Annotated in this window: 20 protein-coding genes, 1 tRNA gene and 1 pseudogene; 14 read left to right on the top strand and 8 right to left on the bottom strand. The window is 26.8% G+C overall.

Annotation, left to right across the window (positions count from 1 at the left end):
• From KQY27_RS02210 to KQY27_RS02170, 9 genes and pseudogenes are all read left to right on the top strand, one after another.
• Positions 1-108: pseudogene (locus tag KQY27_RS02210) on the top strand (V-type ATP synthase subunit K); the annotation flags it as partial.
• 15 nt (positions 109-123) lie between these two features.
• Positions 124-744 (top strand): V-type proton ATPase subunit E, encoded by a 621-nt coding sequence (locus tag KQY27_RS02205; RefSeq protein WP_224424938.1) that lies wholly within the window; start codon positions 124-126, stop codon positions 742-744.
• Between the two features lie 11 nt (positions 745-755).
• Positions 756-1,910 carry a V-type ATP synthase subunit C gene (locus KQY27_RS02200; RefSeq protein ID WP_224424937.1) on the top strand — a complete coding sequence of 385 codons (1,155 nt, stop codon included), beginning with the start codon at positions 756-758 and terminating at the stop codon, positions 1,908-1,910.
• A complete protein-coding gene (locus tag KQY27_RS02195) occupies positions 1,907-2,227 on the top strand; it encodes a V-type ATP synthase subunit F (RefSeq protein ID WP_224424936.1) in 321 nt (106 codons plus the stop codon). The genes KQY27_RS02200 and KQY27_RS02195 overlap by 4 nt, the downstream gene beginning before the upstream one ends.
• Positions 2,224-3,978 (top strand): ATP synthase subunit A, encoded by a 1,755-nt coding sequence (locus tag KQY27_RS02190; RefSeq protein WP_224424935.1) that lies wholly within the window; start codon positions 2,224-2,226, stop codon positions 3,976-3,978. Before KQY27_RS02195 ends, KQY27_RS02190 begins: the two co-directional genes overlap by 4 nt.
• A gap of 3 nt (positions 3,979-3,981) precedes the next feature.
• Positions 3,982-5,370 carry an ATP synthase subunit B gene (locus KQY27_RS02185; protein ID WP_224424934.1) on the top strand — a complete coding sequence of 463 codons (1,389 nt, stop codon included), beginning with the start codon at positions 3,982-3,984 and terminating at the stop codon, positions 5,368-5,370.
• Between the two features lie 73 nt (positions 5,371-5,443).
• Positions 5,444-6,088, top strand: coding sequence for a V-type ATP synthase subunit D (locus KQY27_RS02180; protein WP_224424933.1), 645 nt, complete (start codon positions 5,444-5,446; stop codon positions 6,086-6,088).
• A gap of 14 nt (positions 6,089-6,102) precedes the next feature.
• On the top strand, positions 6,103-6,495 hold the full coding sequence (locus KQY27_RS02175; RefSeq protein WP_224424932.1) for a DUF22 domain-containing protein: 393 nt from the start codon (positions 6,103-6,105) through the stop codon (positions 6,493-6,495).
• Between the two features lie 279 nt (positions 6,496-6,774).
• Entirely contained in the window at positions 6,775-6,924 is a 150-nt protein-coding gene (locus KQY27_RS02170; RefSeq protein WP_224424931.1) for a hypothetical protein, read from the top strand.
• A 17-nt stretch (positions 6,925-6,941) separates the two neighbouring features.
• Here KQY27_RS02170 and KQY27_RS02165 read toward each other — a convergent pair whose 3' ends face one another.
• The 6 genes from KQY27_RS02165 to KQY27_RS02140 all read right to left on the bottom strand — a co-directional run bounded on the left by KQY27_RS02165 (position 6,942) and on the right by KQY27_RS02140 (position 12,536).
• Entirely contained in the window at positions 6,942-8,174 is a 1,233-nt protein-coding gene (locus KQY27_RS02165) for an ATP-grasp domain-containing protein (protein WP_224424930.1), read from the bottom strand.
• Positions 8,175-8,596: 422 nt separating this feature from the next.
• A tRNA-Gln gene (locus tag KQY27_RS02160) sits at positions 8,597-8,668 on the bottom strand.
• A gap of 206 nt (positions 8,669-8,874) precedes the next feature.
• On the bottom strand, positions 8,875-9,441 hold the full coding sequence (locus KQY27_RS02155) for a DUF1284 domain-containing protein (RefSeq protein WP_224424929.1): 567 nt from the start codon (positions 9,439-9,441) through the stop codon (positions 8,875-8,877).
• A 261-nt stretch (positions 9,442-9,702) separates the two neighbouring features.
• Complete coding sequence (locus KQY27_RS02150) at positions 9,703-10,305, bottom strand: biotin transporter BioY (RefSeq protein WP_224424943.1); 603 nt, start codon at positions 10,303-10,305, stop codon at positions 9,703-9,705.
• 230 nt (positions 10,306-10,535) lie between these two features.
• The gene (locus KQY27_RS02145) at positions 10,536-11,717 is read right to left on the bottom strand and encodes a UPF0104 family protein (RefSeq protein WP_224424928.1); all 1,182 of its coding nucleotides are present in this window, start codon (positions 11,715-11,717) and stop codon (positions 10,536-10,538) included.
• A gap of 15 nt (positions 11,718-11,732) precedes the next feature.
• On the bottom strand, positions 11,733-12,536 hold the full coding sequence (locus tag KQY27_RS02140) for an RraA family protein (RefSeq protein ID WP_224424927.1): 804 nt from the start codon (positions 12,534-12,536) through the stop codon (positions 11,733-11,735).
• 1,331 nt (positions 12,537-13,867) lie between these two features.
• Here KQY27_RS02140 and dnaG point away from each other — a divergent pair.
• The 5 genes from dnaG to KQY27_RS02115 all read left to right on the top strand — a co-directional run bounded on the left by dnaG (position 13,868) and on the right by KQY27_RS02115 (position 21,640).
• A complete protein-coding gene (dnaG, locus tag KQY27_RS02135) occupies positions 13,868-15,016 on the top strand; it encodes a DNA primase DnaG (protein WP_224424926.1) in 1,149 nt (382 codons plus the stop codon).
• A gap of 892 nt (positions 15,017-15,908) precedes the next feature.
• Positions 15,909-18,464 (top strand): magnesium-translocating P-type ATPase, encoded by a 2,556-nt coding sequence (mgtA, locus tag KQY27_RS02130; RefSeq protein ID WP_224424925.1) that lies wholly within the window; start codon positions 15,909-15,911, stop codon positions 18,462-18,464.
• 337 nt (positions 18,465-18,801) lie between these two features.
• Positions 18,802-19,674 (top strand): site-specific tyrosine recombinase/integron integrase, encoded by an 873-nt coding sequence (gene xerA, locus KQY27_RS02125; RefSeq protein ID WP_224424942.1) that lies wholly within the window; start codon positions 18,802-18,804, stop codon positions 19,672-19,674.
• Between the two features lie 401 nt (positions 19,675-20,075).
• Positions 20,076-20,378: a Gar1/Naf1 family protein gene (locus KQY27_RS02120; RefSeq protein WP_224424924.1), complete on the top strand. Its 303-nt coding sequence runs from the start codon at positions 20,076-20,078 to the stop codon at positions 20,376-20,378.
• A 329-nt stretch (positions 20,379-20,707) separates the two neighbouring features.
• Positions 20,708-21,640 carry a transcription initiation factor IIB gene (locus KQY27_RS02115; RefSeq protein ID WP_042703385.1) on the top strand — a complete coding sequence of 311 codons (933 nt, stop codon included), beginning with the start codon at positions 20,708-20,710 and terminating at the stop codon, positions 21,638-21,640.
• 196 nt (positions 21,641-21,836) lie between these two features.
• On the opposite strand, the gene KQY27_RS02110 is transcribed toward KQY27_RS02115, so the two are convergent.
• Positions 21,837-23,807 carry an MJ1255/VC2487 family glycosyltransferase gene (locus KQY27_RS02110; RefSeq protein WP_224424923.1) on the bottom strand — a complete coding sequence of 657 codons (1,971 nt, stop codon included), beginning with the start codon at positions 23,805-23,807 and terminating at the stop codon, positions 21,837-21,839.
• 200 nt (positions 23,808-24,007) lie between these two features.
• The gene (locus tag KQY27_RS02105; RefSeq protein ID WP_224424922.1) at positions 24,008-25,246 is read right to left on the bottom strand and encodes a hypothetical protein; all 1,239 of its coding nucleotides are present in this window, start codon (positions 25,244-25,246) and stop codon (positions 24,008-24,010) included.
• Positions 25,247-25,258: the final 12 nt, after the last annotated feature.

Genomic DNA, 25,258 nt, shown 5'->3' with positions numbered 1-25,258 from the left:
GGTATGTTTGCTCAAGGTATTATTTTCTCTGCATTACCAGAAACTCAGGCTATTTATGGTTTCTTAATAGCTATTTTACTCATGGTATTCGGTGGAATTTTAGGTTAGATGGAGGTCAATTAAATGAGCTCTGGGACAGAAAAGATTGTTTCTAATATAAAATCTGAAGCTCAGACTAAAGCTGATAGTATCCTCCAAGAAGCTGAGATTAAAGTTAATTCCATTATTGAAGATGCGAATAAACAAGCAGAACTTGAAAAAACTAAAATATTAGATGATGCAAAAAAGCAATCTGATATGAGGTATCAGCAGATAATATCTGAAGCTAAGATGAATTCTAGAAGAATGGAATTAGAGGCAAGAGAAGAAGTAATAGAAGCAGCTTTTGAAAAAGCAAGCCAAGAATTAAAGGATATATCTTCTTCCACTAGCACTGAATATTCAAATGCTTTAATTGAAATGATTAAAGAAGCTGCTATTGAAATTGGTGGAGGAGATTTAATTATTCAGGTTAAAGATGAAGATAAGTCTAAAATCAATAATATCGATGAGATAACTAATGAAATCAAATCTGCAACAGGTAAAGATACTAAATTAGAAATTGGTGAATCTATTGAAACAATTGGTGGGACTATAATTAAAACCAAAAATGGCGAAATCGAAGTTAACAATACTATAGAAGCTAGAATGATAAGATATAAAAAGGCTTTAAGGTCTGAAGTTGCTAAGATTTTATTTAATTAGGAGAGAGAAATATGGCTGATGAAATTACTACATTGATAACACAAGTTGGCTTAACACCAGAGTCATTTATTGTACTTGCAATCCTTGCAGTTATTGTTGTAGGTGCAATCATTGTTATCATTGCAAGCAGACCAGTTTTGGATATTTATCCTTATCTCAATCCTTCTGCAAGAGTAAGAGCTAGAAAAGGAAGATTATTTGATGAAAAACAACTTTCTGAAATAATTGAAGCTAATGATGTTGATGAGGTTATAAATTATCTTAGAGGGTTCCCTGATTATGCTACTCATTTAGATAATTATTCTCTTGAAAAAGCTCTAGACATTGAACTTGCAGAAACTTATAATTTACTTTCAAGAATAGCCCCTAAAGACATTCGAGATTCTTTTAAAGCACTAGCTAAAAAATCAGATATTAACAATATTAAAAGTTTACTTGCAGCTAAAGAAATGAAGTTGGATAAAAATACTATATTAAGTTTTTTAATTCCTTCTGGATCTCTTTATAGTCAAATTGAACAATTAGCTGATGCTAATACTGTAACTGATGTTGTTACTGGTTTGGATGGTACTGAATATGCTAGTATTCTTGAAGATGCTCTTCCTCAATATGAGGAATCTCAAATGGTTTTACCATTAGAATCTGCATTAGATAAATATTATCTTGAAAATCTTTTAAATTCTTCTGGAATACCTTCTGATGGAAACTCTCAGATTCTTTATTCATATATTGGCGATCAAGTTGATGTAGCTAATCTTAAATTAATTATCAGGGCAAAGGCTGATGGTTTATCTTATGATGAAACTTCACAATATATGATTAAAAATGGTTTTCAGATAAGAGAATGGAAACTAAAAGATTTAATGGAATCTGAAGATGTTGCAGGAGTTATTTCAAGTTTAGATGGTACTGATTATTCTACAATTCTTTCAGAAGCTCTTTCTAAATATAATGAAACTGGTTCAGTTTCTGTTTTTGAAAAAGCTTTAGATGAATATCTTATTAGTCGTGCTAAATCTTTATCTTTAAAAAAGCCATTAGGTATTGGTCCTATTATAGGATTTTTAAGTCAAAAAGAGAGAGAAATCAAAAACTTGAAAATTATTGCAAGGGCTAAACGAGAAGTTAATTTTCCAGTATCTGAAATTCAGGAGATGTTAGTATGAAATCCTCTGTAGCAATAATTGGAGATCTTGATACTGTTACTGGTTTTCAACTTGGTGGAGTAAAGGAGAGTAAAATTGTAGAAACAAATGAAGATGCAAAAAATGCATTGGATGAATTAATTAATGATGAAATTTCAATTATAATTATCACAGAAAAAATAGCTGATAATATTAGGAAATACATAGATAAAAAAATTGGCTCTGATGTATTGCCAATGATTATTGAAATACCAGATAAATCTGGCCCATCTGATATGGGTAGTGACCCTATGGGTGAACTTATCAAAAGAGTTATTGGGGTAGAGATGGTTAAATGATTACTGAAGGAAATATTATTAAAATTGCAGGACCTGTTATCATCGCAGATGGGATGAGAGGGACTCAAATGCATGAAATGGTTAAGGTAGGTAACGACAAGCTCATTGGAGAAATTATTGAGCTTGAAGGCGATACTGCAACCATTCAGGTTTATGAAGAAACAGCTGGGCTAAGACCTGGTGAGAAGATAGAAAGTACTGGTGGACCATTATCTGTAGAACTTGGACCTGGTATTATGGGTTCAATTTTTGATGGAATCCAAAGACCGCTTGAAGTTATTAAAGCTAAAACTGGTGACTTTATTGAAAGAGGTGTAGATGTACCATCTATTGATAAAGAGAAAAAATGGACTTTTAAACCAATAGCTAAAGTAGGGGATAAAGTAAAAGGTGGAGACATTCTTGGTGAAGTTCAAGAAACTTCTGCAGTTCTTCAAAAAATTTTACTTCCTCCAACTATTGAAGGTACAGTAAAAAGTATTGTTTCAAGTGGAGAATTTACAGTAAAAGAAGATATTGCTGAAATTGAAACTGAAGATGGAATTAAAAAAGTTCAAATGCTTCAAAAATGGCCAGTTAGAAAAGGTCGACCTTATAAAGAAAAACTTGATCCAGATGTGCCTCTTGTTACAGGTCAAAGAGTATTAGATACTTTCTTCCCTGTAGCTAAAGGTGGTACAGCAGCTATTCCTGGACCATTTGGTGCAGGTAAAACTGTTACTCAACAACAATTAGCTAAATGGGCAGATGCCGACATTGTTGTATATGTTGGTTGTGGAGAACGTGGAAACGAAATGACTGAAGTACTTTTAGAGTTCCCAGAACTTGAAGATCCAAAAACTGGAAATCCTTTGATGGATAGAACAGTTCTTATAGCTAACACTTCTAACATGCCAGTTGCAGCTCGTGAAGCTTGTGTATATACTGGAATTACAATCGCAGAATACTTCCGTGATCAAGGTTATGATGTAGCTCTTATGGCAGATTCAACATCTCGTTGGGCAGAAGCTATGAGGGAAATTTCTGGAAGACTTGAAGAGATGCCTGGTGAAGAAGGTTACCCTGCATATCTTGCTTCAAGACTTGCTCAGTTCTATGAAAGAGCTGGAAGAGTCAACACAATTGGAAGTGAAAGTAAAGTTTCATCTGTCTCTGTTGTTGGAGCAGTTTCACCTCCTGGTGGAGATTTATCTGAACCTGTTACACAAAATACATTACGTATTTGTAAAGTATTTTGGGCATTAGATGCATCCCTTGCAGACAAACGTCATTTCCCTTCAATTGATTGGTTACAAAGCTATTCCTTGTATGTAGATAGTGTACAAGAATGGTGGAAGGAAAGTGTAGGTGGAGATTGGAGATCTCTTCGTGATGAAGCTATGGTTTTATTACAAAAAGAATCTGAACTTCAGGAAATTGTACAACTCGTTGGTCCTGATGCACTTCCAGATAGTGAACAAGTTACATTAGAAACTACTCGTATGTTAAGAGAAGATTTCTTACAACAAAATGCATATCATGAAGTTGATACCTATTGTTCACCTTCAAAACAATTTGAACTTTTAAACACTATTGTTTCCTTCCAAAGAGAAGCTAATAAAGCTTTAGAAAGAGGAGCATCATCAAAAGATCTTATTGGACTCGATGTTAAAGAGGAAATTGGTAGATTGAAATTTGTTTCTGAAGAAGAATTCCCTGCAAAGGTGAAATCTGTTCAAGAGGAAATTGTTAAACAATGTGGTGAGGTGTAAAGAATGAATACTAATATTAAAACAAGAGAATACACCACAGTTACTGAGGTTGCTGGTCCTTTAATGATTGTTGAAGGAGTAGAAGGTGTTGCTTACAATGAGATAGTAGAAATTGAAACACCTACTGGAGAAAACAGAAGAGGGCAAGTTCTTGAAGTCAAAAAAGATGTTGCTGTTATTCAGGTTTTCGAAGGAACTAGTGATTTAAATACTAAAAATACTAAGACTAGATTTACTGGAGAAACAGCTAAAATCGGTGTTTCTTTAGATATGATGGGTCGTATATTTGATGGTACTGGTAAACCTATCGATGGTGGTCCAGAAATTATACCTGAAAAAGAATTGGATATTAATGGTAACCCAATGAATCCATCTGCTCGTGAATTCCCAGCAGAATTTATTCAAACTGGTATTTCCACTATTGATGGAATGAATACACTTGTTAGAGGCCAAAAATTACCTATTTTCTCAGGATCTGGTTTACCTCACAATGACTTAGCTGCACAGATTGCAAGACAAGCTAAGGTAGTAGGAGAAGAAACTGAATTTGCAGTTATATTTGCTGCTATGGGTATTACTCACGAAGAAGCTAACTTCTTTATGAAAGATTTCGAGAGAACTGGAGCTTTAGAACGTGTTACAGTATTCATGAACTTAGCAGACGACCCTGCTATTGAGAGAATTCTTACTCCTAAGATGGCTCTTACTACTGCAGAATATTTAGCATTTGAGCATAATATGCATGTATTAGTTATTTTAACTGATTTAACTAACTATTGTGAAGCTTTAAGAGAAATTTCTGCTGCTCGTGATGAAGTACCTGGAAGAAGAGGTTATCCTGGTTACATGTATACTGATTTAGCTGGTTTATACGAACGTGCAGGTCGTATTGCCGGTAAAGAAGGTTCTATTACTCAGATGCCTATTTTAGTCATGCCTCAAGATGATATTACTCACCCAATTCCAGATTTAACTGGGTATATTACTGAAGGGCAAATTGTACTTAGTCGTGAACTTCATAGGAAAGGTATTTATCCTCCAGTAGATGTACTTCCATCATTATCTCGTTTAATGAGTGGGGGTATTGGAGAAGAAAGGACTCGTGAAGATCATAGTGGAGTTTCTGATCAACTTTACTCTGCATATGCAGAGGGTCGTGATTTAAGAGATTTAGTAGCTGTTGTTGGTGAAGAAGCTCTTACAGAAAGAGATCAAAAGTTCTTACAGTTTGCTGATGCATTTGAAGAAGAATTTATCACTCAAGCTAAAGATGAAGACAGGACTATTAAAGAAACTCTCGATCTTGGTTGGAAATTATTAAGTTTATTACCTAAATCTGAGCTTAAAAGGGTTAAGGAAGAGCACATTCCTATATATCTTCCAGAAAACTAATATTGAACTTATCTGTTCAATATTATCATAATCCTTATTAATCTTATTTATAATCCTGGGTTAGGAGGATAAAATGGCACAAGAAACAATGGAAGGGATTAACCCTACTCGAATGGAGTTATTAAAACTCAAAGATAGAGAAAAACTTGCTGTTAAAGGTCATAGTTTACTTAAAGAAAAACGTGATGCTTTAATTAAAGAGTTTTTTGATATTTTAGATAGGGTTAAAGGATCTCGTGGAAAAGTTGAAGAAACTCTTAAAAGTGCTTTTGAGGATTTAACTGCTGCTCAAGTTGTTATGGGTGATTCAGCAGTTCAAAAATCTGCTTTATCTGTTAAAGAATCTATTGATGTTGATATTGAGTCAAGGAGTATTATGGGTGTTGTTGTACCTGTAATGGATTCTAAAATGGAAAAAAGAACTTTGGTTGATAGAGGTTACAGTTTTGCAGACACTTCTGTAAGATTAGATGAAGCAGCTAAAAAATTTGAAGAATCTCTTGCTTTAATAATTGAGCTTGGAGAAATTGAAAAGACTATCTATCTTTTAGCAGCTGAAATTGAATCTACAAAACGCCGTGTTAATGCTTTAGAGCATATTATGATTCCAAAATTGCAAAATACTGTTAAATCTATTGAAATGAGACTTCAAGAAATGGAAAGAGAAAATTTTGTTCGATTGAAGATGATTAAATCTACAATTGAAGCAGAAGAATAGAGTTGGGGATTAAAATGGTTAGAATCTTAAATCCCATAGGGGAGTTTAAAAGAGAAACCGAACACTCTGATGCTGGAAAGATGGATTTAAAATTAGGAAATATTCCTGTTTTATCAAAAACTATCATAGCTGATGAAGATGTAGATCTTAAGGAAGGAAAATCAATTTCAATCAAAATTAAGGAAATTGAGATTCCTGCTAATCACATTGGGTCTATTGGTGCGTATGCATCAAATAGATATGGTCATGCAATAGCTGTTGGTTCAGAAACACATATTCCATTAACTATGGAAAAAACTGTTAATAGAGCAGCTTTTGTTGTTATAGCTGATGGTAAAATTGAAAAAGGAGATCTTTTAGGATTTTTATCTTTACTTCCAGTTGAAGTAGTTAATAAATTAGTGTGATAAGCTAATTTATTTTTATTTATTATCCTCTATTTTTTTTTATTTTAATGAATATATTTTTGTAAATTATTTTTAGTTTATTTTTATAACATTTTCAAATCATTTTTATATTATGATAATTTTTTAGTAGATTTATAGATTTATAGATTTAACAGATTTTAATAGATATATAGATATAATATATAATAGAATTTAAATAGGATTACAAATAATATTATCTATACTAATTATTTTTATAATATTATTCTTGTTATTATTAAAAGTTAATAAAGTGTAAATATGAGAAGAGACCCTTTTGAACAATATTTTAAAGATCCTGATAAAAGAGCTAAACTATATTTGATTTCAGTTGCATCTATGGTTATCACTACATTTTTATTGACTATTGGAACTATTATTTTTATTTTATTATTGCTTGGTATAATTTAATTTTTTTCATTGACATATCAATGGTATGAATAAATATTTTTATTTACATCAAAGATAGCTTTTTTCAATTTGTTTTTGGTATTTTTGATATTCTTATCATAGCTAATAATGGTGGATAATGGTTGGTCTTTTTCAATAATCACTCCATTATAAGGAATATCATAAACATTATCAATAAATAAATCTCCTACTTTTATTCTTTCTTTAGTATAAATAATTTTTTTCATTGAATAACCGTTTGTATTCGGGATATTGATTAATTCTCCATCATATGCTTTGATATGAGCATCTAATAAGTTGATTCCTAATACTTTTTCTACACATTCATATGTTCCTTGAAATCTGGGATTTGCTTCAATGATATAAATTTCTTCATTTTTGTTTTTGTCATTTTTTATTATCATATCTACTCCATTTGAGCCAACTAAGCTGAATTTAGATATTATTTTTTCTGAAATGTCCTTAATTTCTTTATCATTAATTTCATTTGCACTATTTGTGTTAGATTTGAGAATATTAGTATATGGAACGATGTTTCCAGAATATTTAAAATTATTTTCCCCAAAATTTGATTCAGTCAACATTTTGCTGTTTATTATATTTTGAGCTTGTTTTTTTGTAGATAATACCGAAGAACTAATATTATCTCCCTCAATAAATTCTTGAAATAAAAATGTTTCCCCTTCATATTCAGAAAAGTAATTTTCAAAATAGCTATCATTAAAATAATGCTTTTTAGTATAATCTAGATACTTGACACCATAACCTCCAGATCCTTGAAGAGGTTTTGTAATAAATGAAGTATCACTATGTTGATTTAATATATCAACTATCTCATCTATATGATCATAGTCTATTTTATATGTTTTAGGTACTAAAAAATCATTTCTTATTTTTTTGTAAAATTTATACTTGTTCTCTACGGTATCTACATCGTGATTTCCAATAATCTTTTTTCTGAATTTTTTATAATTTCCTTTGAATATATTAGGGGATATGCCTGATAATATGATTTTGTCTACTTCTTCCATAAATTCTAATGATAATTCTAATAATTTTTCTGGATTATAATCTTCTTCAAAAATTCCACAAGATTTTCCAGGTATTTGCTTTAGAACATGTTTTTCTTTATAAATTCTTTTAGAATCAGCAGTAAAAAAGTAACTTGTAGAATATGTACAAAAATTCAGTTTAGAAGCAGAATTCAAGAGTGATCGAGTGTTTATTCCAATTATAAGTAATTTTTCCATGATATACACTCAAATTAAGTTTATTATTCATATAAAAAATATATTTAAATCAGCTGTATAGTAATATAATATATTATATAATCATATTTCATGATTAATTAAAGATATGATTATTAATAATATATAATCTGATTATATAATTAACTACTTATTATTATAATAAGTGAATAATATATAGTTAATTCTTTACTAATAATACTATAATACTTATAATACTAATAATAATTAACTTAAAAATTATACTATATTTTTATATCAATTATAATTACTTATTAAAATCATGCTATATTTGTTATATATCAAATATTATAATTAATTATTATATTTTATATATTATATTTATTATTTAATAAAATACCATTTATTATTAAAAATATTGTAGATATTCTTTAATAATTTTTTTAAAAGAAAAATAAGATTAATAGTCCCGAGCGGAGTCGAACCGCCGTCTCCGGGTCCAAAGCCTAGAAGGATTACCACTACCCTACGGGACTATATATTTAAACTGCAACTTATTAAAATTACAGCATTTTTAATTTACTTTAAAGTTATATATAAATGTATTGATTTGAAAATGAAATATTCATATTTTTATTAGATTTTTATTAGATTTTTATTAATTTTTTATCAGTTTTTATCAGTCTGTATTAGTCTGTATTAGTCTGTATTAGCTGTTATTAATCTAAAACAATGCCATTTTTTATAATTCTCTTGATTGGAACCATAAACATTTATTTTCCCATCTACAATCTTTACACACTATTTTAACTTTTTTTAAACTAGAAAATGCTTTATTAACAGCTAAAATACATTCTTCAATAGTATACTCGGTATTTTTTTTTAGTTTAGTTTCATTTAAAACTTTTTGATCCATTTTAACAATTTTTTCATTATTAGTTTTTATCTTTTCAATGTTTTCTTTAGTTTGTTTTAGATTCTCTAATTCTCCTGAACATTGATTATTTTTCAATTTTGGACAACAAACACATAAATCATCTGGATAATCAGTTAATATAATCACATTATTGTAATTATTTATATTAGTATTATTGTTGTCTATATTATCCTTATTATCCTTATCCCTATTATTTGCATTATATATATTATCAATATTTAATTGATGAAAAATATTATCCATATTTTTTTTGAATTTTTCATCATAACCATATCCTTGATATCCTTGTAAGCAAAGAAGATGATGTCCTCTTAGATATATTAGGTTATTTTTTGGAGATTTCTTCATGATAATTCCTTCAAATTCGTTCATATCTATGAATATTTTATTAAATATAATATAAGATATTAATTTATAATAAGATAATAAATATAATGTTTTATAATAGTTTAATAAGATTATAATTTTATAATAAACTGTTAAATTGTATTAATAAATTTAACAATAACTTATTAATATATTTATTATTATCTAATATAATAAATAATAGTTAAAAATAGTTTATATAATAAATGATTTTGGATAAAATAAATAAAAATAATAAAAACATTTAAAAAATAAAAAGAGAAAAGTTTATTTTGGTAGTGCAGCTTTTGAAATTGCTGCTGCTCCTGCGATTTTAACTAAATCTCCGAATATAAATGGAATAAGTCCCATCATAAGTAATGTTATAATATCTGGAAATGCACCAGTAGCAAAATAAGTCCAAATTGCTAATCCAATTAATCCTGGAATGTATATGCCTCCAAAATTAGCTATTAACATTATACTAGCCATTTTTCTGAATTTTCTACTTTTAGAGTATTTTTCTGAAAAGTGTCCAATAATTGCAGCTGCAAATATAAATCCTATAAAATATCCACAAGTTGAACCTAAGAAGATTCCTAGCCCGCTTGTCATTTCACCATACCAAGCTATTCCTAAAATTCCTCCAACGATGTAAATCACTTGACTTAAAACTCCAAACCGTTTTCCAAGGAACAATCCAGAAAGTAAAACTCCCATGGTTTGTCCTGTTATTGGAACTGGTGTCCAAGGTAATGGTAAAACAATTTGAGCTAATAAACCTGTAAAACAAGCCATTAAAAAGGCCATTGCCACTTTTTCAATATTACTAGCATTTTGAATCTTATCAAATATATTTTCCCTCATATAATAGTAATGATCAATATTAATGTTCATAGTTATCCTCCATTAATTTTACTTAATTTTACAGCATATCTTAATTGATTAAAATATTATAAATATCTTTCGGTATTTTTGATATGAGATAATTGTATATTACTATATTACTCATTGTAGTGTTTAATTATAATATTTATTTCATTAATTATTATGAAAAATTTATATTTGTATTTATATTTGTTAATTAATAAGATTATAATATTATAAAATTAGTTAACTTATTATTCTTTCTCTGAATCAGAATTGGAATGATTCTTAGCGATTTTTTTACCATAATAAATAGCTGTTATCAATCCAATAATACTTGGTAAAATATAAGAGCTTAATCTTTCTATTGCACTTGCAGCTAACACATAGTCTGCTGTTATTCCAACAGGGACGAATAAAGCTATCATGATAATTTCTGTAATTCCAAGAGATCCTGGTAGTAATGGTAAAAATGAAAGTAAAATAGCTATTGTGAAAATAGTAATAAATGGTGCAATTGGAGGAGTAACTCCAATAGCTATAAATGAGAGATAAGAATTAAATAAATCTAAGCCCCATGTAATCAATGCAAGGAAAGCTCCTACAAAAAACAATTTGTTTTCTACAATCATCTTAAAACTTGAATTAAAATTATCAATGTAGTAAGTAGCTTTTTCTTTTATATCACCTAAATCATATATTTTTTTAGTGATTCTCTCTACAAGTGGTAAAACCCAATCTAATACCTTAAAAACTATTTTTTCAGATACATTTTTGTTTATACCTGCATATATTACAAGAGAAAACACAAATATTGTGATTAATATTAGTAGTATTAATATAGTCTTTGGTATGATATTTAAATGCCAAGATATTAGTGCTACTACAGCTACAAGGGACATCAATAAAAATGGAAGTAGTTCAAACACTCTATCTGCCATAGTTGAAGCAAATCCAATTTCAAATGGAGTATCATTATATTCTTGTAGAACATAAGCTCTTAATGGTTCTCCTCCTATTGATCCAGGACTTATATTATTTCCAAATATACTTGTCATAAGAATTCCTAGAACATTTAAAAAACGAGGAGACTGATCCATTTTATCAAGTATAATTTTCCATCTAAGTGCCCAAAATAAATAAACAAATGTTTGTATAATAAAAGTTAATCCAAGTATCCAAAGATTTGTTCTTTTTAATGCATTTATAACATCATTAATCCCTGCTAATATTAATATTGTAAAAACTATTCCAAAAACAATTATAAAAGAAATAATTATGGTTTTTTTATTCTCTTTTATCATTGAATAAATATCTTGACCGTCTTCGTTATCTTTATTATTTTTATTATCCTTATTATTCTCAATATCTTTATCCTTATCATCTTCATTAGTAATATAGGTATTAAAATTTTTTTTTTCTTTTTCAGAGCTCATTGAAATCCTCGTTTATTATTTTAACCCTACAATTTCAGATAAAGATTTACCTTTCTCAATTTCAGAAAGAATATTTGTTTCATTAATTTTTATTTCTAAAGTTTTTATCATTACTTCACAAAATAGCTCTTGTGGAATATGTACAACTCCGCTTTTATCTGCAAAAATAAAATCTCCTGGTTTAATTATCAAATCCTCATCTTTTCCAATTTTAAGAGGGATATTGACACTACCTAAACCAGCTGCAGTTCCTGCATTTGGGGTTGTTTTACTTGCAAATACTGGATATTCAAATTCACTAACAAAATCAATATCTCTGGTAGCTCCTATAATAACAGTCCCAGCTAATTCTTTTTCTTGAGAACAACTTGAAGTTAACTCCCCCCAAATCGCAGAAATTGGTCCAATAGTTTTTATTACTAATATATTTCCTTTTTTAGCTTCATCAATTCCAAGTAATGAGGTTCCCCAGTCATCAGAGGATGTTTTAACAGTTACTACTCTCCCGTAAGCAGTTTTTTTATTTATAGATTTCACACCTTCAATAACTCCACTTCTTTTAGCTATTTTAGATAAAGCATCAGAAATTTGGCATGAAGAAGTATTATCTAAAAGATTTTTAAGATTTTTATAAGCTATTTCTTTATCAATAGTAAATTTAGAATCTGTTGGTGAATTTATTAAATTTAAATTTTCAATTTCAAAATCTGCTTTACAAACACTTAATTCTCCAATTTTAGACATTTTTTTATTTTTTAAATGTTTTTTATAAGAAATTTCTTTCAATAAAGATTTTGCAGATAATTTTGATTTTTCCATTTTTAACACCAACTAAATTTTTTTATGTAAGTCTAATTATAAGTGAGTTCTTTTTGTTTTGTAAAAATCTATTGATTTATTGATTTTATTATTTAATTTTGATTTTATTATTTATTGGTTATTTTATTATTTAATTTTGATTTTATTATTTATTTTCATTTATTTCAATGATTTGTACTTTTTATATTAAATTTTATATATTTTTATTATAATTTTAGTTTTAATAATTAATATAATTTGTTTCAATATTCTTTATAATTTTAAAATATTTTTCAATGATTTTTATAACACATTTATCTATAAAAGACATGAAAAATATTAACAATTTATATATAATAAGCAACTTATTTTCTGACTTAAAGTTTTTAATATAAACTTTCTTATAATTTTTCACAATCTATTTTTCGCGAGATTTAAATATACAATTTTATATACTAGAAAATACAAAATAAGATTACGATACTTTCATAATCATTACATGCTCAAATGAGCTTTATATTTATTAATTAATTATCAACATATAATCCATTCAGTAATAAGAATGATAACTTAATAATGGTTAAAATAAAGTTATGTTATAAAAAAGATGAGTAAAAACCATATTTCACGTATATAAGATTAAATAACTTGTGGTACATTTATTAATAATTAATCAAGTATTTAATTTAAAATTGTATAGATGATAATCTTATTATTGAAAATAAACATAAAATAAAGGTAATAAATTTAAATAAAATAGGAACTTAAATAGGAGTCAACTATTATTATATATTTGTAAAATAATTTGTAAATTTATATTGTTATTGAAATATATTAGAAAAATGTATTATTATAATCATTATATAATCTAACTATATTTTTTATAAAAGTTGTAATTTAATATAATTGATAAATAATAATTTGATAAATAATGATACAATAATACTCTAAAAAATAATAATCTATAAATTTTCATAACTACATATTTCATTGATAATATTATATCAAAAAATTTTAATAAAAATGTATAACAATAGCAATAACCTAGGATTGTTCATTTTAAAGCTCTTTTTTTGCATCATGATTGTAATTACATAGTGTATCTATAAATTAGATTTATGAATTAGTTTTATAAATTAATTTTATAAATTAATTTTATGAATTTGGTTAGATACATTGGTGATTTTATCAAATTTACAAGTATAATTTATGCAATATTATTGCTATCTGTGGATAGTATGTAAGTAGTATATTTATTTGTAGATATACAGCTTATATTCACATTTCATTATTCATAGATAATTAAATTATCCCTGCAAGTACATTAAGTATCTATTTAATGGAGGCTTAACATGGGAAAAGGAATTGAAGAATTAACTACAACAAAATATCTTATTCACGCACAGATTAATGCAAATGGAATCGTTGAAAAGCCCGATGTTGTTGGAGCTGTTTTTGGTCAAACCGAAGGCCTTTTAAGTAATGATTTGGATTTAAGAGAACTCCAAAAAACTGGAAGAATTGGAAGAATCAAGGTAATAATTCACTCTAATGGAGGAAGAGCTAAAGGAGAAATCGTAATTCCTTCAAGTTTAGATAGGATTGAGACTGCCATTCTCGCAGCATCTCTTGAAACAATTAATAGGGTTGGACCTTGTGAAGCTCATATTAAAACCATTAAGGTTGAAGACGTTCGAGCTGTTAAACGAGAACAAGTTGTTAACCGTGCAAAAGAAATTTATAAAGGCATGATGGAGAAAGTAACTCCTGAAAGCATGAAAATGATTGAAGAAGTTAAGGAAGCCATGAGAATTCATGAAATATCTGAATATGGAGATGAAAAACTTCCTGCAGGACCTAGTATTCACACTTCTGATGCTATTATAGTAGTAGAAGGAAGGTCTGATGTTCTTAATCTATTGAAATATGGTATTAAAAATACTGTAGCTGTTGAAGGAGTAAATGTTCCTCACACTGTTGCTGATCTTACAAAAAATAAAACTGTTACAGCTTTTTTTGATGGGGATCGTGGTGGAGAACTAATATTGAAAGAACTTATGCAAGTTGGAGATGTAGATTATATAACAAGGGCTCCAAAAGGTAAAGAAGTTGAAGAACTTGAAAAAGACGAAGTCATGATAGCACTTCGTGATAAAGTTCCTATAGAACAATATTTTGCAAATTCAAAACCTAAAGTTCAACCACCAAAAGTTGAGGATAAAGTAACTTTAATGAGAAATGTACTCAAAGATTTAGAAGGTTCTGGAAGTGCTGAGATTTTAGATGATGCATTAAATACTTTAAATGAAGTTAAAGTTGAAAATCTATATGATGAACTTAAAAATGCAAATAAAGATGCATATGCTGTCATTTTTGATGGTGTAGTAAGTCAAAGATTGGTAGATGTTTCTGCTTCTAAAGGAATCAAAAATTTAGTGGCTTTCAAAGCAAGTGAAATTGTTAAAAGGCCTGAAAAACTTAGAATTATAACTATTAGTTAATATCTATTAGCTAATATTCTAATTTTATTATTTTTTTATTTTATTTATTTTTTGAGCTTTACTCATAATTTTTTTTATATTGTATTTTTTGTTTTTGTGTTTTTTATATAATTGTGTTGGTTTTTTATTACATTTTTATATTTTTAATTGGAAAATATTTGTTACAAAATCGTAATATTTATATATTAGTTTGTTAATACAATTTATTAGTAAAAAAAACATTACTAAATTGTTATTATGTTAAATATTGGATTTCAGCTATTGATTATTGTTTTCATTATTTAATATGATTTAATTATGTGTTTTTCTTACTTCGTTTAATTTAAGTTAAACGAAGTAAATTTAAGAAAAAATATCATGATTTAGAAAAATAGGGGAGTATTTTCTTTATAAAAAAATAAATTATATGAAAAATATTAAATATTTAATAAATTTTATAGCTATTAGAATATTTTGTTATGAACTGTAAACTGATATTATATTAATTTTATTAGAAAAATAATGATTTACTTCGTTTAACTTAAATATAACGAAGTAAATTTTTGATTAGGTAGTTATTATACAATTTTAGGGAGATTTTTCAAAAACGATATTGTTTTAATAGATATATGTTTCAGATTTTTTAGTAATTATAACATTATTTATTTCATTTACTATTAATTTACTATTTATGTTTCTATGTCTTTTTTCTGGGATATGACTTTCTAATTATTTATAATTCTAAAATTAATAATCTTTGAAGTTACTCAGAGGATTAATATACTATGAATACCAAATATTAAAATGAAAATTATTTTTAATAATTTAGTAATTACTTAATAATTAATTAATAATTACTAGTAAATAAGTAAATTTTTAGCTTATTATGGATATATAGTTCAAGGGATTCAAAATGTCTGATTCTAAAATAACTTATCCTTTTTGGTCATTGGAAGTTAATACTGCTTTAGATGAAGTTAATTCTTCACTTTCAGGGTTAAGTTCAGAGGAAGCATTGAATAGAATTGATGAATTTGGTCTCAATACTCTTGAAACTGGTAAAAAAACACAATCTAAGGTTATATTATTTTTAACACAATTTAAAAATCCAATCACACTAATTTTATTGTTTGCAGCTATACTTTCATTTTTTTTACAAGATTCAACAAACGCTATTATTATTCTTATTATAATTTTATTTTCCACAATTTTAGGTTTTTGGCAAGAAAAAACAGCAGGCGATGCAGTAAATGAGCTATTGAATTTAATACAAGTTAAATCTACTGTACTTAGGGATGGAAAAGAAGAAACAGTCTTTGTTGAAAATATAGTTCCTGGAGATGTTGTTTTTCTAAGTGCTGGAGATATTATTCCTGCGGATAGTTTAATTATTGAAGAAGACGAGCTATTTGTTGATGAAGCTGCTTTTACTGGGGAAACATTCCCTGTTGAGAAAAAAACTTGTGTTTTAAACAAAGATACTTCTATTAATAAAAGAAAAAACTCTGTTTTTATGGGGTCTCATGTTATTAGTGGAACAGCTAAAATTTTAATCATGCTAACTGGAGAAAATACGGAATTTGGTCATATTAGTAAAAATTTAAAATCTAAAGTACCATTAACTGATTTTGAGATTGGTGTTAAAAAATTCGGTAATCTACTTATGGAAGTTACTGTGGTTATGGTAATATTCCTCTTTGGTGTTAATGCTATTTTGGGTAAACCTCTTTTCGATTCTTTACTTTTCACACTTGCTATAGCTGTTGGCTTAACTCCACAATTACTTCCAGCTATCATCAGTGTCAATCTTTCTAAAGGTGCAAAAAACATGGCTAGTAAAGATGTAATTGTGAAGCGCCTTAATTCTATTGAGAATTTTGGAAATATGACTGTCATGTGTTCTGATAAAACTGGAACCTTAACTGAAGGAAAGGTAAAAGTAAATAATACAATAGATTATTTAGGTAATGAAAGTAAAAAAGTAATGGAGTTAGCTAAAATTAATTCAACATTACAACAAGGTTTTATAAATCCAATTGATCAAGCAATTAGCTCTATAGAACTTGAAGGATTTAAAGAATATGATCGTGTTGATGAGATTCCTTACGATTTTATTAGAAAACGACTTAGTCTTTTAGTAAAGCCTAAAGATAGTAATAAAAATGACAAAAACACTCGTTTGGTTACAAAAGGAGCGGTTTTGGAAATATTAAAAATTTGTAGTGATGTTATTGATAATGAGGGAAATATTTTTCCCATATCTACAAAAATTGATAAAATAAAAAAAATTTATGAAGATTTAAGTTCCCAAGGATATAGAACATTGGCTGTTTCTTATAAAGATTTTGAGAATGTTTCTGTTGTTACTAGGGATGATGAGTCAGGAATGATATTTGCAGGTTTTATTTCTCTTTTTGATCCTCCGAAAGAAGGCATAATTGAAACAATACGGGATATTGAAGATCTTAAAATAGATCTTAAAGTTATTACTGGAGATAATGCTTTGATAGCTAAAAATATGGCTAAACAAGTTGGTATGGGAGATGCAGAAGTTCTTACTGGGGATCAGATCCATAAGATGGGTGATGTTGCTTTTGCTCATAATGTATCTAAAATTGATGTTTTCGCTGAAATAGAACCTAATCAAAAAGAAAGAATAATACTAGCTTTAAAAAAGTCTGGGAAGGTTGTTGGTTATATGGGTGATGGTATTAATGATATATCAGCTATTCATGCAGCGGATGTTGGTTTGTCAGTTAATACTGCAGTAGATGTAGCTAAAGAATCGGCAGATATTGTTTTATTGAATAAAAATTTAGAAGTTCTTATTGAAGGTGTAAAAGAAGGAAGGAGAACCTTTGCTAATACTCAGAAATATATATTTATGGCTACTAGTGCTAATTTTGGAAATATGTTTAGTATGGCTGGAGCGTCTATGTTTTTACCATTTCTTCCATTATTACCAAAACAAGTATTACTTACAAACTTAATGACTGATATGCCTTCTATGACGATTCCTTCGGATAATGTTGATGAAGAATGGATAAATAGTCCTCATGGTTGGAATTTAAGTTTTATAAAAAGATTCATGATAACTTTTGGAGTTCTAAGTTCGATTTTTGATTATGTTACTTTTGCTATACTTTTGTTACTTTTCAAGGCATCTGAAGTTGAATTTCAGACAGGTTGGTTTATGGAATCTGTAGTATCAGCTACGTTGATTGTATTGGTAATACGTACTCAAAGGTCATTTTTAAAAAGTAAACCTAGTAAATATTTAGCTATTGCTTCTATTGCTGTAGCTTTATTTATAATGATATTGCCTTTTCTTCCTTTTGCATCAGTATTAGGATTTAGGCCATTACCATTAATATTTTACCCAGTTTTATTAAGTATTGTTGTCTTATATATATTGTTTGCGGAATTAACTAAAAAATGGTTTTATAAGCATTTGGGACAATTTAAGTAAATTATATAAAATATAAAAACTTTTATTTTTCGGAATTAGGTATTTAAATAAAATATATTAACTAGTTAAAACAAATATAATAAAAGTAATTGTTTTTCATTGTTTTTCTAATATATATAATAATTTCGAATTAATGGGCATTTTGGTTATATTTTAATTTTTAATCAAAGATGTTTTTCTATAAATATTTAAATAAGTGAATAAAATGACAGAATATTCTGAAATTAATCAGATTAAGATATCTAAAAAGTGGTTTGATCCTCCAAATAATGGTTTGCCTGCTTATGATGAAAATGGGGATATAAAAACTATTTTAGAAGTTTTTGATTTTGAAGAAATGATGGAAGAATATTTAATCGAACTAGAAATTAGAAATTATTCTAGAAATACTATAAAAACATATAAATCTGTAATCAAAAATTTATATGAATATTTAGATTCTGTTAATGATTTATATGACGAAAAAAAATTTTTAAGAAGTTTTAAAATATATATTCAACATTTAAAGAGGGACAAATTAGCTTCTCAAAATTATATATATCTTGTTACAGTTGCTTCAAAAAAATTCTTAGAATTCCATAATCTATATTTTTTAGATGAAATTCATACTCCTAAACGGACAAAATCTCTTCCAAAGTCTTTAAATGAATTAGAAGTAGAAAAATTAATCAATGCTTTTGATTATGATTTAAAGGAATCACTTGAATATAATAATATATATAAAATAAAAACAAGACTTAGAAATAAGCTTATTTTAACATTATTATACTCTTCTGGAATTCGAGTTTCGGAACTTGTTTCTTTAGTTATCAAAGATATTGATCTTAAGGAACGTACTATTCGAATAAGGGGTAAAGGAGATAAGGATAGAATAGTTCTTTTTGATAATCATACAAAAGAACTGATTGAGGAATATATAAGTTTAATAGATTCTAATGATGATTATTTATTTACAAATCGGAGAAATAATCCTTTAACTACGCGTTATATTCAGATAATGATAAAAGATCACGCAAAAGAAGCTGGAATCAAAAAACGGGTTACTCCTCATATTTTAAGACATTCTTTTGCTACACATTTACTTAAAAATGGAGTTGACATTAGGGTTATCCAACAGTTATTGGGACATTCTAACCTTTCAACTACTCAGATTTATACTAATGTTGATATGGAAACTTTAAAAAATGTTTATGATAAAGCTAGAATGTAATTAATTTATTAATTTTATGATATTTTATTTTTTATAATATTTTAATATTTTATAATATTATATAATTATATAATATTATACAATTTTTATTTAAAAATAATATTTTATAAATTTTATTAATATTTTTATTAAATTTAATAGAGGATATAATATTTTATAATTTTATTTATAAGACTAAATATAATATTTATTAGATTATTTATAATATTCTTTTTAGATTCTTTATAATTTTCTTTATTAGATTGTTTGTAGGTTTCTAAAGTTTTGATTTAAATTAAATAGCAATTTATTTAAATAAGTATTACTAATTATATATAATACTATCGTAAAGTTTATATAATAGAATAGAGATATTATATGTATTGTTGAATAATAAGTTTTAATTTTTAAAATTTGATTTTATGAAGTTTTTAGGAAATATTTCACATTTATCTCATTCTGGAAGACTAATAGCTAGATCTTCTCAATCTCCTCCTTCGGGTGCTTTTGTTTTTAATAAGGATAAAAAGAAAATAGGTAAAGTTGTGGATGTTTTTGGTCCTACTAAAGAACCATATATTTCAATAGGAATTTTTAAGTCTATAGGGGCTGAAAATTTTGAAAAAAAGTCTGGTGAAGATTTGTATGTTTCAAACAATCCTAAAAATAAGAAAAAAGGTAAATTTAAAAGAAATAACAAAAATAGAAAGAATAATAGGTCTTAAATTGATTATTTTTATTAATTAAAATAGTTATAAATTGTTAATATTATAAATTGTTATAATTTAATTTAATTAAAGGCAGTTGTTCTTAGAGGATTAATATAAGCAATTAATTGTTTTTGATTTGTTTATTTATTATTTATTAATCGATTAAATTAATAAAAAATTAATAAAAAATTAATAAAAAATTAATTTTCCAAATTTTTAAGACTAATGATTCAATAAAATTTTTTAATAACCAATTACATGGGGAGATTAACACGAAAGAAGAAATGAAAACTAAGTTTTCTGAAAAAGGAAAACCGATTGAAAATATTTCTGCAAAGAAAAGAATGCAAAATGATGTTTCAGATACAGAAAAACAGAATAAATGTCCAGAATGTGGATCAGAAAATTTAATTGGAGACTATGAACGAGCAGAAGTTGTTTGTGCTAGCTGTGGTCTAGTTATTGATGAAAATCTTGTGGATATGGGTCCTGAATGGAGAGCATTTGATCACGAACAAAGAGATAAGCGTACTAGGGTAGGTGCTCCAATTACTTATACTATACATGATAAAGGTTTAAGTACAATGATTGATTGGAGAAATAAAGATATCTATGGTAGAGATATTCCTGCAAGAAATCGTGCTCAGTGGTATAGGTTAAGGAAATGGCAAAGAAAAATTAGAATTTCTGGTGCTACAGAACGTAATCTTGCATTTGCTTTAAGTGAACTTGACAGAGATTCTTCAAGACTTGGCCTTCCAAGAAGTGTTAGAGAAGCTGCTTCTGTTGTATACAGAAGTGCTGTTGAAAATAAACTTATTAGGGGCCGTAGTATTGAAGGTGTCGTAGCTGCTTCACTTTATGCTGCATGTAGAAGATGTAATGTTCCTCGTACTTTAGATGAGATAGCTGAAGTTTCAAGAGTAAGTAAAAAGGAAGTTGGAAGAACTTACAGATTTTTAACTCGAGAACTTAATATTAAATTGCCTCCTACATCACCTGTTGATTATGTTCCAAGATTTGCAAGTGAACTTGGGCTTTCAGGAGAAGTTCAATCAAGAGCTATTGAAATTATTGAAAAAGCTATGGAAAAAGGACTCACATCTGGTAGAGGTCCAACTGGAGTAGCTGCAGCTGCATTATATATTGCATCTGTTCTTCTCGGTGAGAGAAAAACCCAAAGAGATGTTGCAGATATTGCAGGTGTTACTGAAGTTACTATAAGAAATAGATACAAAGAGCTTACAGAACAGCTTGAAATGGGTGTAACTCTTTAATTTTTAATTTTTATTATTTCAATTAATTTTAGTTAATTTTTAATTAATACTACTTTAGTAATATTTTATTAAATATTAATATATTATAACTATTGTTTATTTTTATTTTTATTTTATTTTCATTCCTTTTATTATTTTATTCTATTCTATTTTATTTTCATTAATATTAGTTAATTTATAAAAATAGTATATAATATTAATATTCTTTAGAATAAATTTCTATTGATTTTTCTAATTCTTGAATAATTTTTTTATTATCATTATTTTTAACATTCTTTAAGTTATCTTGATACTTAGAAAGTTTATCTAAGAATAACTTAAGGGTTGTAATATTAATTTTTTCATGCATCTCACCATAACCTAACTTATCTATATAAAAACCATTTAACAATTGTTCAAAGTTTCCTTTTGCAGGAATTGTATAAATAGGTTTTTTTAGATATATAGCTTCTGTAATTAAGGTAAATCCTCCGTTTGTTATAACAGCTTTTGCATTACTCATATCATTATATATTTTGTCTTCATTGAATTTTCTAAAGGTTAAATTTCCGTCTTTTCCTTCTTTATTGAATCCATAAATGATGAATTTTTCATCAGACTTTTTCAATGTTTTTATTAGTTGAGTGTTTGATGAACTTGTTTGATAGACTAAAATATAGTCCTGATAACTAGTTTTAAGATTTCTTATTTTATCTCTTATAACTGGAGGATAAATTATTGCTTTTTCCTGATTTTTTATCTCTGGGAAAAAGAAACTAGTAAGGATATATCTTTTTGGCCTTAGAATATATGATCTTATAACGCCTTTTGCAGCTAACATATCTTGTCTATGTTTAGGAGGATAATCAATCATTGTTTGAGTTATCATATGAATATTATCGAGACTTATAAGTGGAACATTAATAATTTTACTTAGAACATTTGAATAATTCTCAAAATCAGATATTATTATATTTGGCTTATGTTCTCTTGCTTTTTTATATAAGATTCCATAATTCTCTTTTAAATTATTAGGTGTTGCTTTAATAGCATTTAAAAGTGTCCTTTTATTTTTAACAGCATTATTTTCATAGACAGTATTAAATCCACCAATCTCAAATACATTATCAAATTTATCTTTCAAATATTCATAAGCTCTGTCGCTTGAAAATATGTATATCTCATACTTATCTTTATTTTTTTCTTTTGTTAATTCTTCTAAAATAACAGCACTTCTAACAGCATGACCCATACCTTCTCCACAAATTGAATAGAATATTGTTTTTTTATCATTTTTCACTATTGTTGGTAGATTTTTTGATTTTTCAAGAGAATTTTCTAACTTAAGAGTTTCCCATTCAGATGTATTGGTTTGATTTTTTTCATTATTCTCATTATTAACATTAATACTCTCATTAACTATGGAATGGTTTTCTGATATTTTTTTTATTTTTGCAAGTAAATCTTCTTTTTCTAATGAATCTTTAGCACCATGTTCAAAACCATATTCTAATTCATCTGCATTGGTTCTAATTCCCCTAAAATCATTGAGAGTACTTTTCCCATATTGTCTTAAAAGTTTACCTAATCCTTCTTCTTCCAATCTTCTAGTAGAAACATTTATAATGGGATTTCTAAGAACTTTAAATTTGTTATTTTTAGCTAATCTTTCAATATAATCAGTATCTTCTCCAAAAGTAAGTCTTTCATCAAATCCATGATATTTTTCATGAAGCTCTTTTCTAGCAATTATTCCATAACAACCTGCTCCATGGGGTTTAATTTTTTCAAAAGCTATCATAAACCAATTTGCCAAGTCATGGAGAATTTTATCTCGTGTTTTTTCAGATAAGGGATTTATTTGGGTGATTCCAATGTCTAAATTATCTCTATCAAATTCATCTATTGTATTTTCAAGATAATCTTCAGTAAGTTCCAAATCTGAATCTAAAAATAACAATATTTCTCCTTTAGCTACCTTCGCCCCATTGTTTCTCCCAATGCCGGGCAGGCCTCCTTCTACTATATTACAACCATAACTTTCAGCTATTTTCAAAGTATTATCACAAGAGTTAGCATCAGCTACTATTATCTCATAGTCCTTAAATTTTTGAGATTTAATACTTTTGAGTAGAATGGGTAAATATTCTTCTTCATTATATGTTGGAATAATAATACTGAGCTTCATTTAATCATCAAATTTATTTAGTAATCTTCACAATTTTCTTAAATTATAATAATTATAAAATTATATAATATTCATATATTATATTAAATAATATTTAAATAATATATTGGGTAATAATTATGTAATATATTAAGTAATATTTTATTTAAATTTAATATTCATACTAATCATTAATTATTTTTATTTTTCGTTTTGGTCTTTTAATTATTTGCTAAATTTATCGTATTTGTTGAATTTGTTAAATTTGTTGTATTCGAGTTAAAATAGCTATATGCATTCCAAGTCATCGAATATCCACTACATTTATTCTTAAGTGATTTAATTAGGCTATTCAATAGTTCATCTTCATTATATTCTGGAGAAATATGAATTATAATATTATTTATATTATTTCCATTATTCTCCTTATTTTCTTGTATAGACAATATAGAATAGCTATTTAAACTATTTTTTATATCTTCTAATGTAGCTGTTGGATTCATTATTTCTACTTCATAATATTCTGTATTTGTTCCTAATAATGAAACGGATAATCTAAGTATTATTAATAATATAACAAATAAATGAGGAATAAATCTTTTGAATGTTTTATATGAGAGTATTTTGTATTTTTTAATAATATCCATTTTTCCTTTAGTTTTATTTAAAATACTTTTGTTTCTAAATAATTTAGCAAAATAATAATCAAAACCAGTTTCATCAAAATAAACTAATAACATTCCATATATTCCAGCAGCACAAGGAACACCAAATAAACCACCATCAAATATTCCAATTAGTCCACAAGTAGATGTAAATATTAAAAAGATTCTACTAGGTCCAAAACGATTTTTCATAGAACCTAGTTGTGTTAAAAATAATATAGGCAAAATAACTATAATTATATTGGCTATATTTGGAACATATTTTAACAAAGCATCTCCAGTATTGACTCCTGCAGGAATTCCAATTGTTATAATTGAAAAAATAGAATCTATTATGCCTCCAATAACTGATTTATATATATGGGAATGTATTATACTTGTACTGGCTATACTGCCATTGTTCATAGCAATAAATGTTGTTAATGGTGAAATTCCCATTTGATATCTCATTATTATTTCTAAAATTAGTCCAAAAATAGCTGTAGCTAAAAATATAGTTAATGAAATTTTGATATATGTATTATTCTTTAACTTAAATATGGATGAGAATTTATGAGACATTAATTTTTTAACAAATCTATTATTTTTAAAATCTGTATTATATTCAAATAATTGACTTAAGATTAAAAAAATCCCAAATATAGTGAAAAATAGAATATCTTTTCCTTTTGAAGATCCCATTAAAAATAAGTATGTAAATGGTCTTATAAATGGATTCAATACATCAGTAAAAAATATTACTATTGCTAAAAGTATGAATAATATTCCTACTCCTGTATATCTATCTATTTTCATGTTGATCTTGAT

The organism is Methanobrevibacter sp. TMH8 (genome assembly GCF_020148105.1).
Lineage (GTDB): Archaea > Methanobacteriota > Methanobacteria > Methanobacteriales > Methanobacteriaceae > Methanobinarius.
Note: the sequence above shows the minus strand (reverse complement) of the source record. Positions and strands in the feature narration are given on the sequence as shown.

Excerpts from the sequence above, each read along its gene's own strand:
- KQY27_RS02205 (WP_224424938.1), top strand. The coding sequence starts at position 124 with ATGAGCTCTGGGACAGAAAAGATTGTTTCTAATATAAAATCTGAAGCT.
- KQY27_RS02200 (WP_224424937.1), top strand. The coding sequence starts at position 756 with ATGGCTGATGAAATTACTACATTGATAACACAAGTTGGCTTAACACCA.
- KQY27_RS02195 (WP_224424936.1), top strand. The coding sequence starts at position 1,907 with ATGAAATCCTCTGTAGCAATAATTGGAGATCTTGATACTGTTACTGGT.
- KQY27_RS02190 (WP_224424935.1), top strand. The coding sequence starts at position 2,224 with ATGATTACTGAAGGAAATATTATTAAAATTGCAGGACCTGTTATCATC.
- KQY27_RS02185 (WP_224424934.1), top strand. The coding sequence starts at position 3,982 with ATGAATACTAATATTAAAACAAGAGAATACACCACAGTTACTGAGGTT.
- KQY27_RS02180 (WP_224424933.1), top strand. The coding sequence starts at position 5,444 with ATGGCACAAGAAACAATGGAAGGGATTAACCCTACTCGAATGGAGTTA.
- KQY27_RS02175 (WP_224424932.1), top strand. The coding sequence starts at position 6,103 with ATGGTTAGAATCTTAAATCCCATAGGGGAGTTTAAAAGAGAAACCGAA.
- KQY27_RS02170 (WP_224424931.1), top strand. The coding sequence starts at position 6,775 with ATGAGAAGAGACCCTTTTGAACAATATTTTAAAGATCCTGATAAAAGA.
- KQY27_RS02165 (WP_224424930.1), bottom strand. The coding sequence starts at position 8,174 with ATGGAAAAATTACTTATAATTGGAATAAACACTCGATCACTCTTGAAT.
- KQY27_RS02155 (WP_224424929.1), bottom strand. The coding sequence starts at position 9,441 with ATGAACGAATTTGAAGGAATTATCATGAAGAAATCTCCAAAAAATAAC.
- KQY27_RS02145 (WP_224424928.1), bottom strand. The coding sequence starts at position 11,717 with ATGAGCTCTGAAAAAGAAAAAAAAAATTTTAATACCTATATTACTAAT.
- KQY27_RS02140 (WP_224424927.1), bottom strand. The coding sequence starts at position 12,536 with ATGGAAAAATCAAAATTATCTGCAAAATCTTTATTGAAAGAAATTTCT.
- dnaG (WP_224424926.1), top strand. The coding sequence starts at position 13,868 with ATGGGAAAAGGAATTGAAGAATTAACTACAACAAAATATCTTATTCAC.
- mgtA (WP_224424925.1), top strand. The coding sequence starts at position 15,909 with ATGTCTGATTCTAAAATAACTTATCCTTTTTGGTCATTGGAAGTTAAT.
- xerA (WP_224424942.1), top strand. The coding sequence starts at position 18,802 with ATGATGGAAGAATATTTAATCGAACTAGAAATTAGAAATTATTCTAGA.
- KQY27_RS02120 (WP_224424924.1), top strand. The coding sequence starts at position 20,076 with ATGAAGTTTTTAGGAAATATTTCACATTTATCTCATTCTGGAAGACTA.
- KQY27_RS02115 (WP_042703385.1), top strand. The coding sequence starts at position 20,708 with ATGCAAAATGATGTTTCAGATACAGAAAAACAGAATAAATGTCCAGAA.
- KQY27_RS02110 (WP_224424923.1), bottom strand. The coding sequence starts at position 23,807 with ATGAAGCTCAGTATTATTATTCCAACATATAATGAAGAAGAATATTTA.
- KQY27_RS02105 (WP_224424922.1), bottom strand. The coding sequence starts at position 25,246 with ATGAAAATAGATAGATATACAGGAGTAGGAATATTATTCATACTTTTA.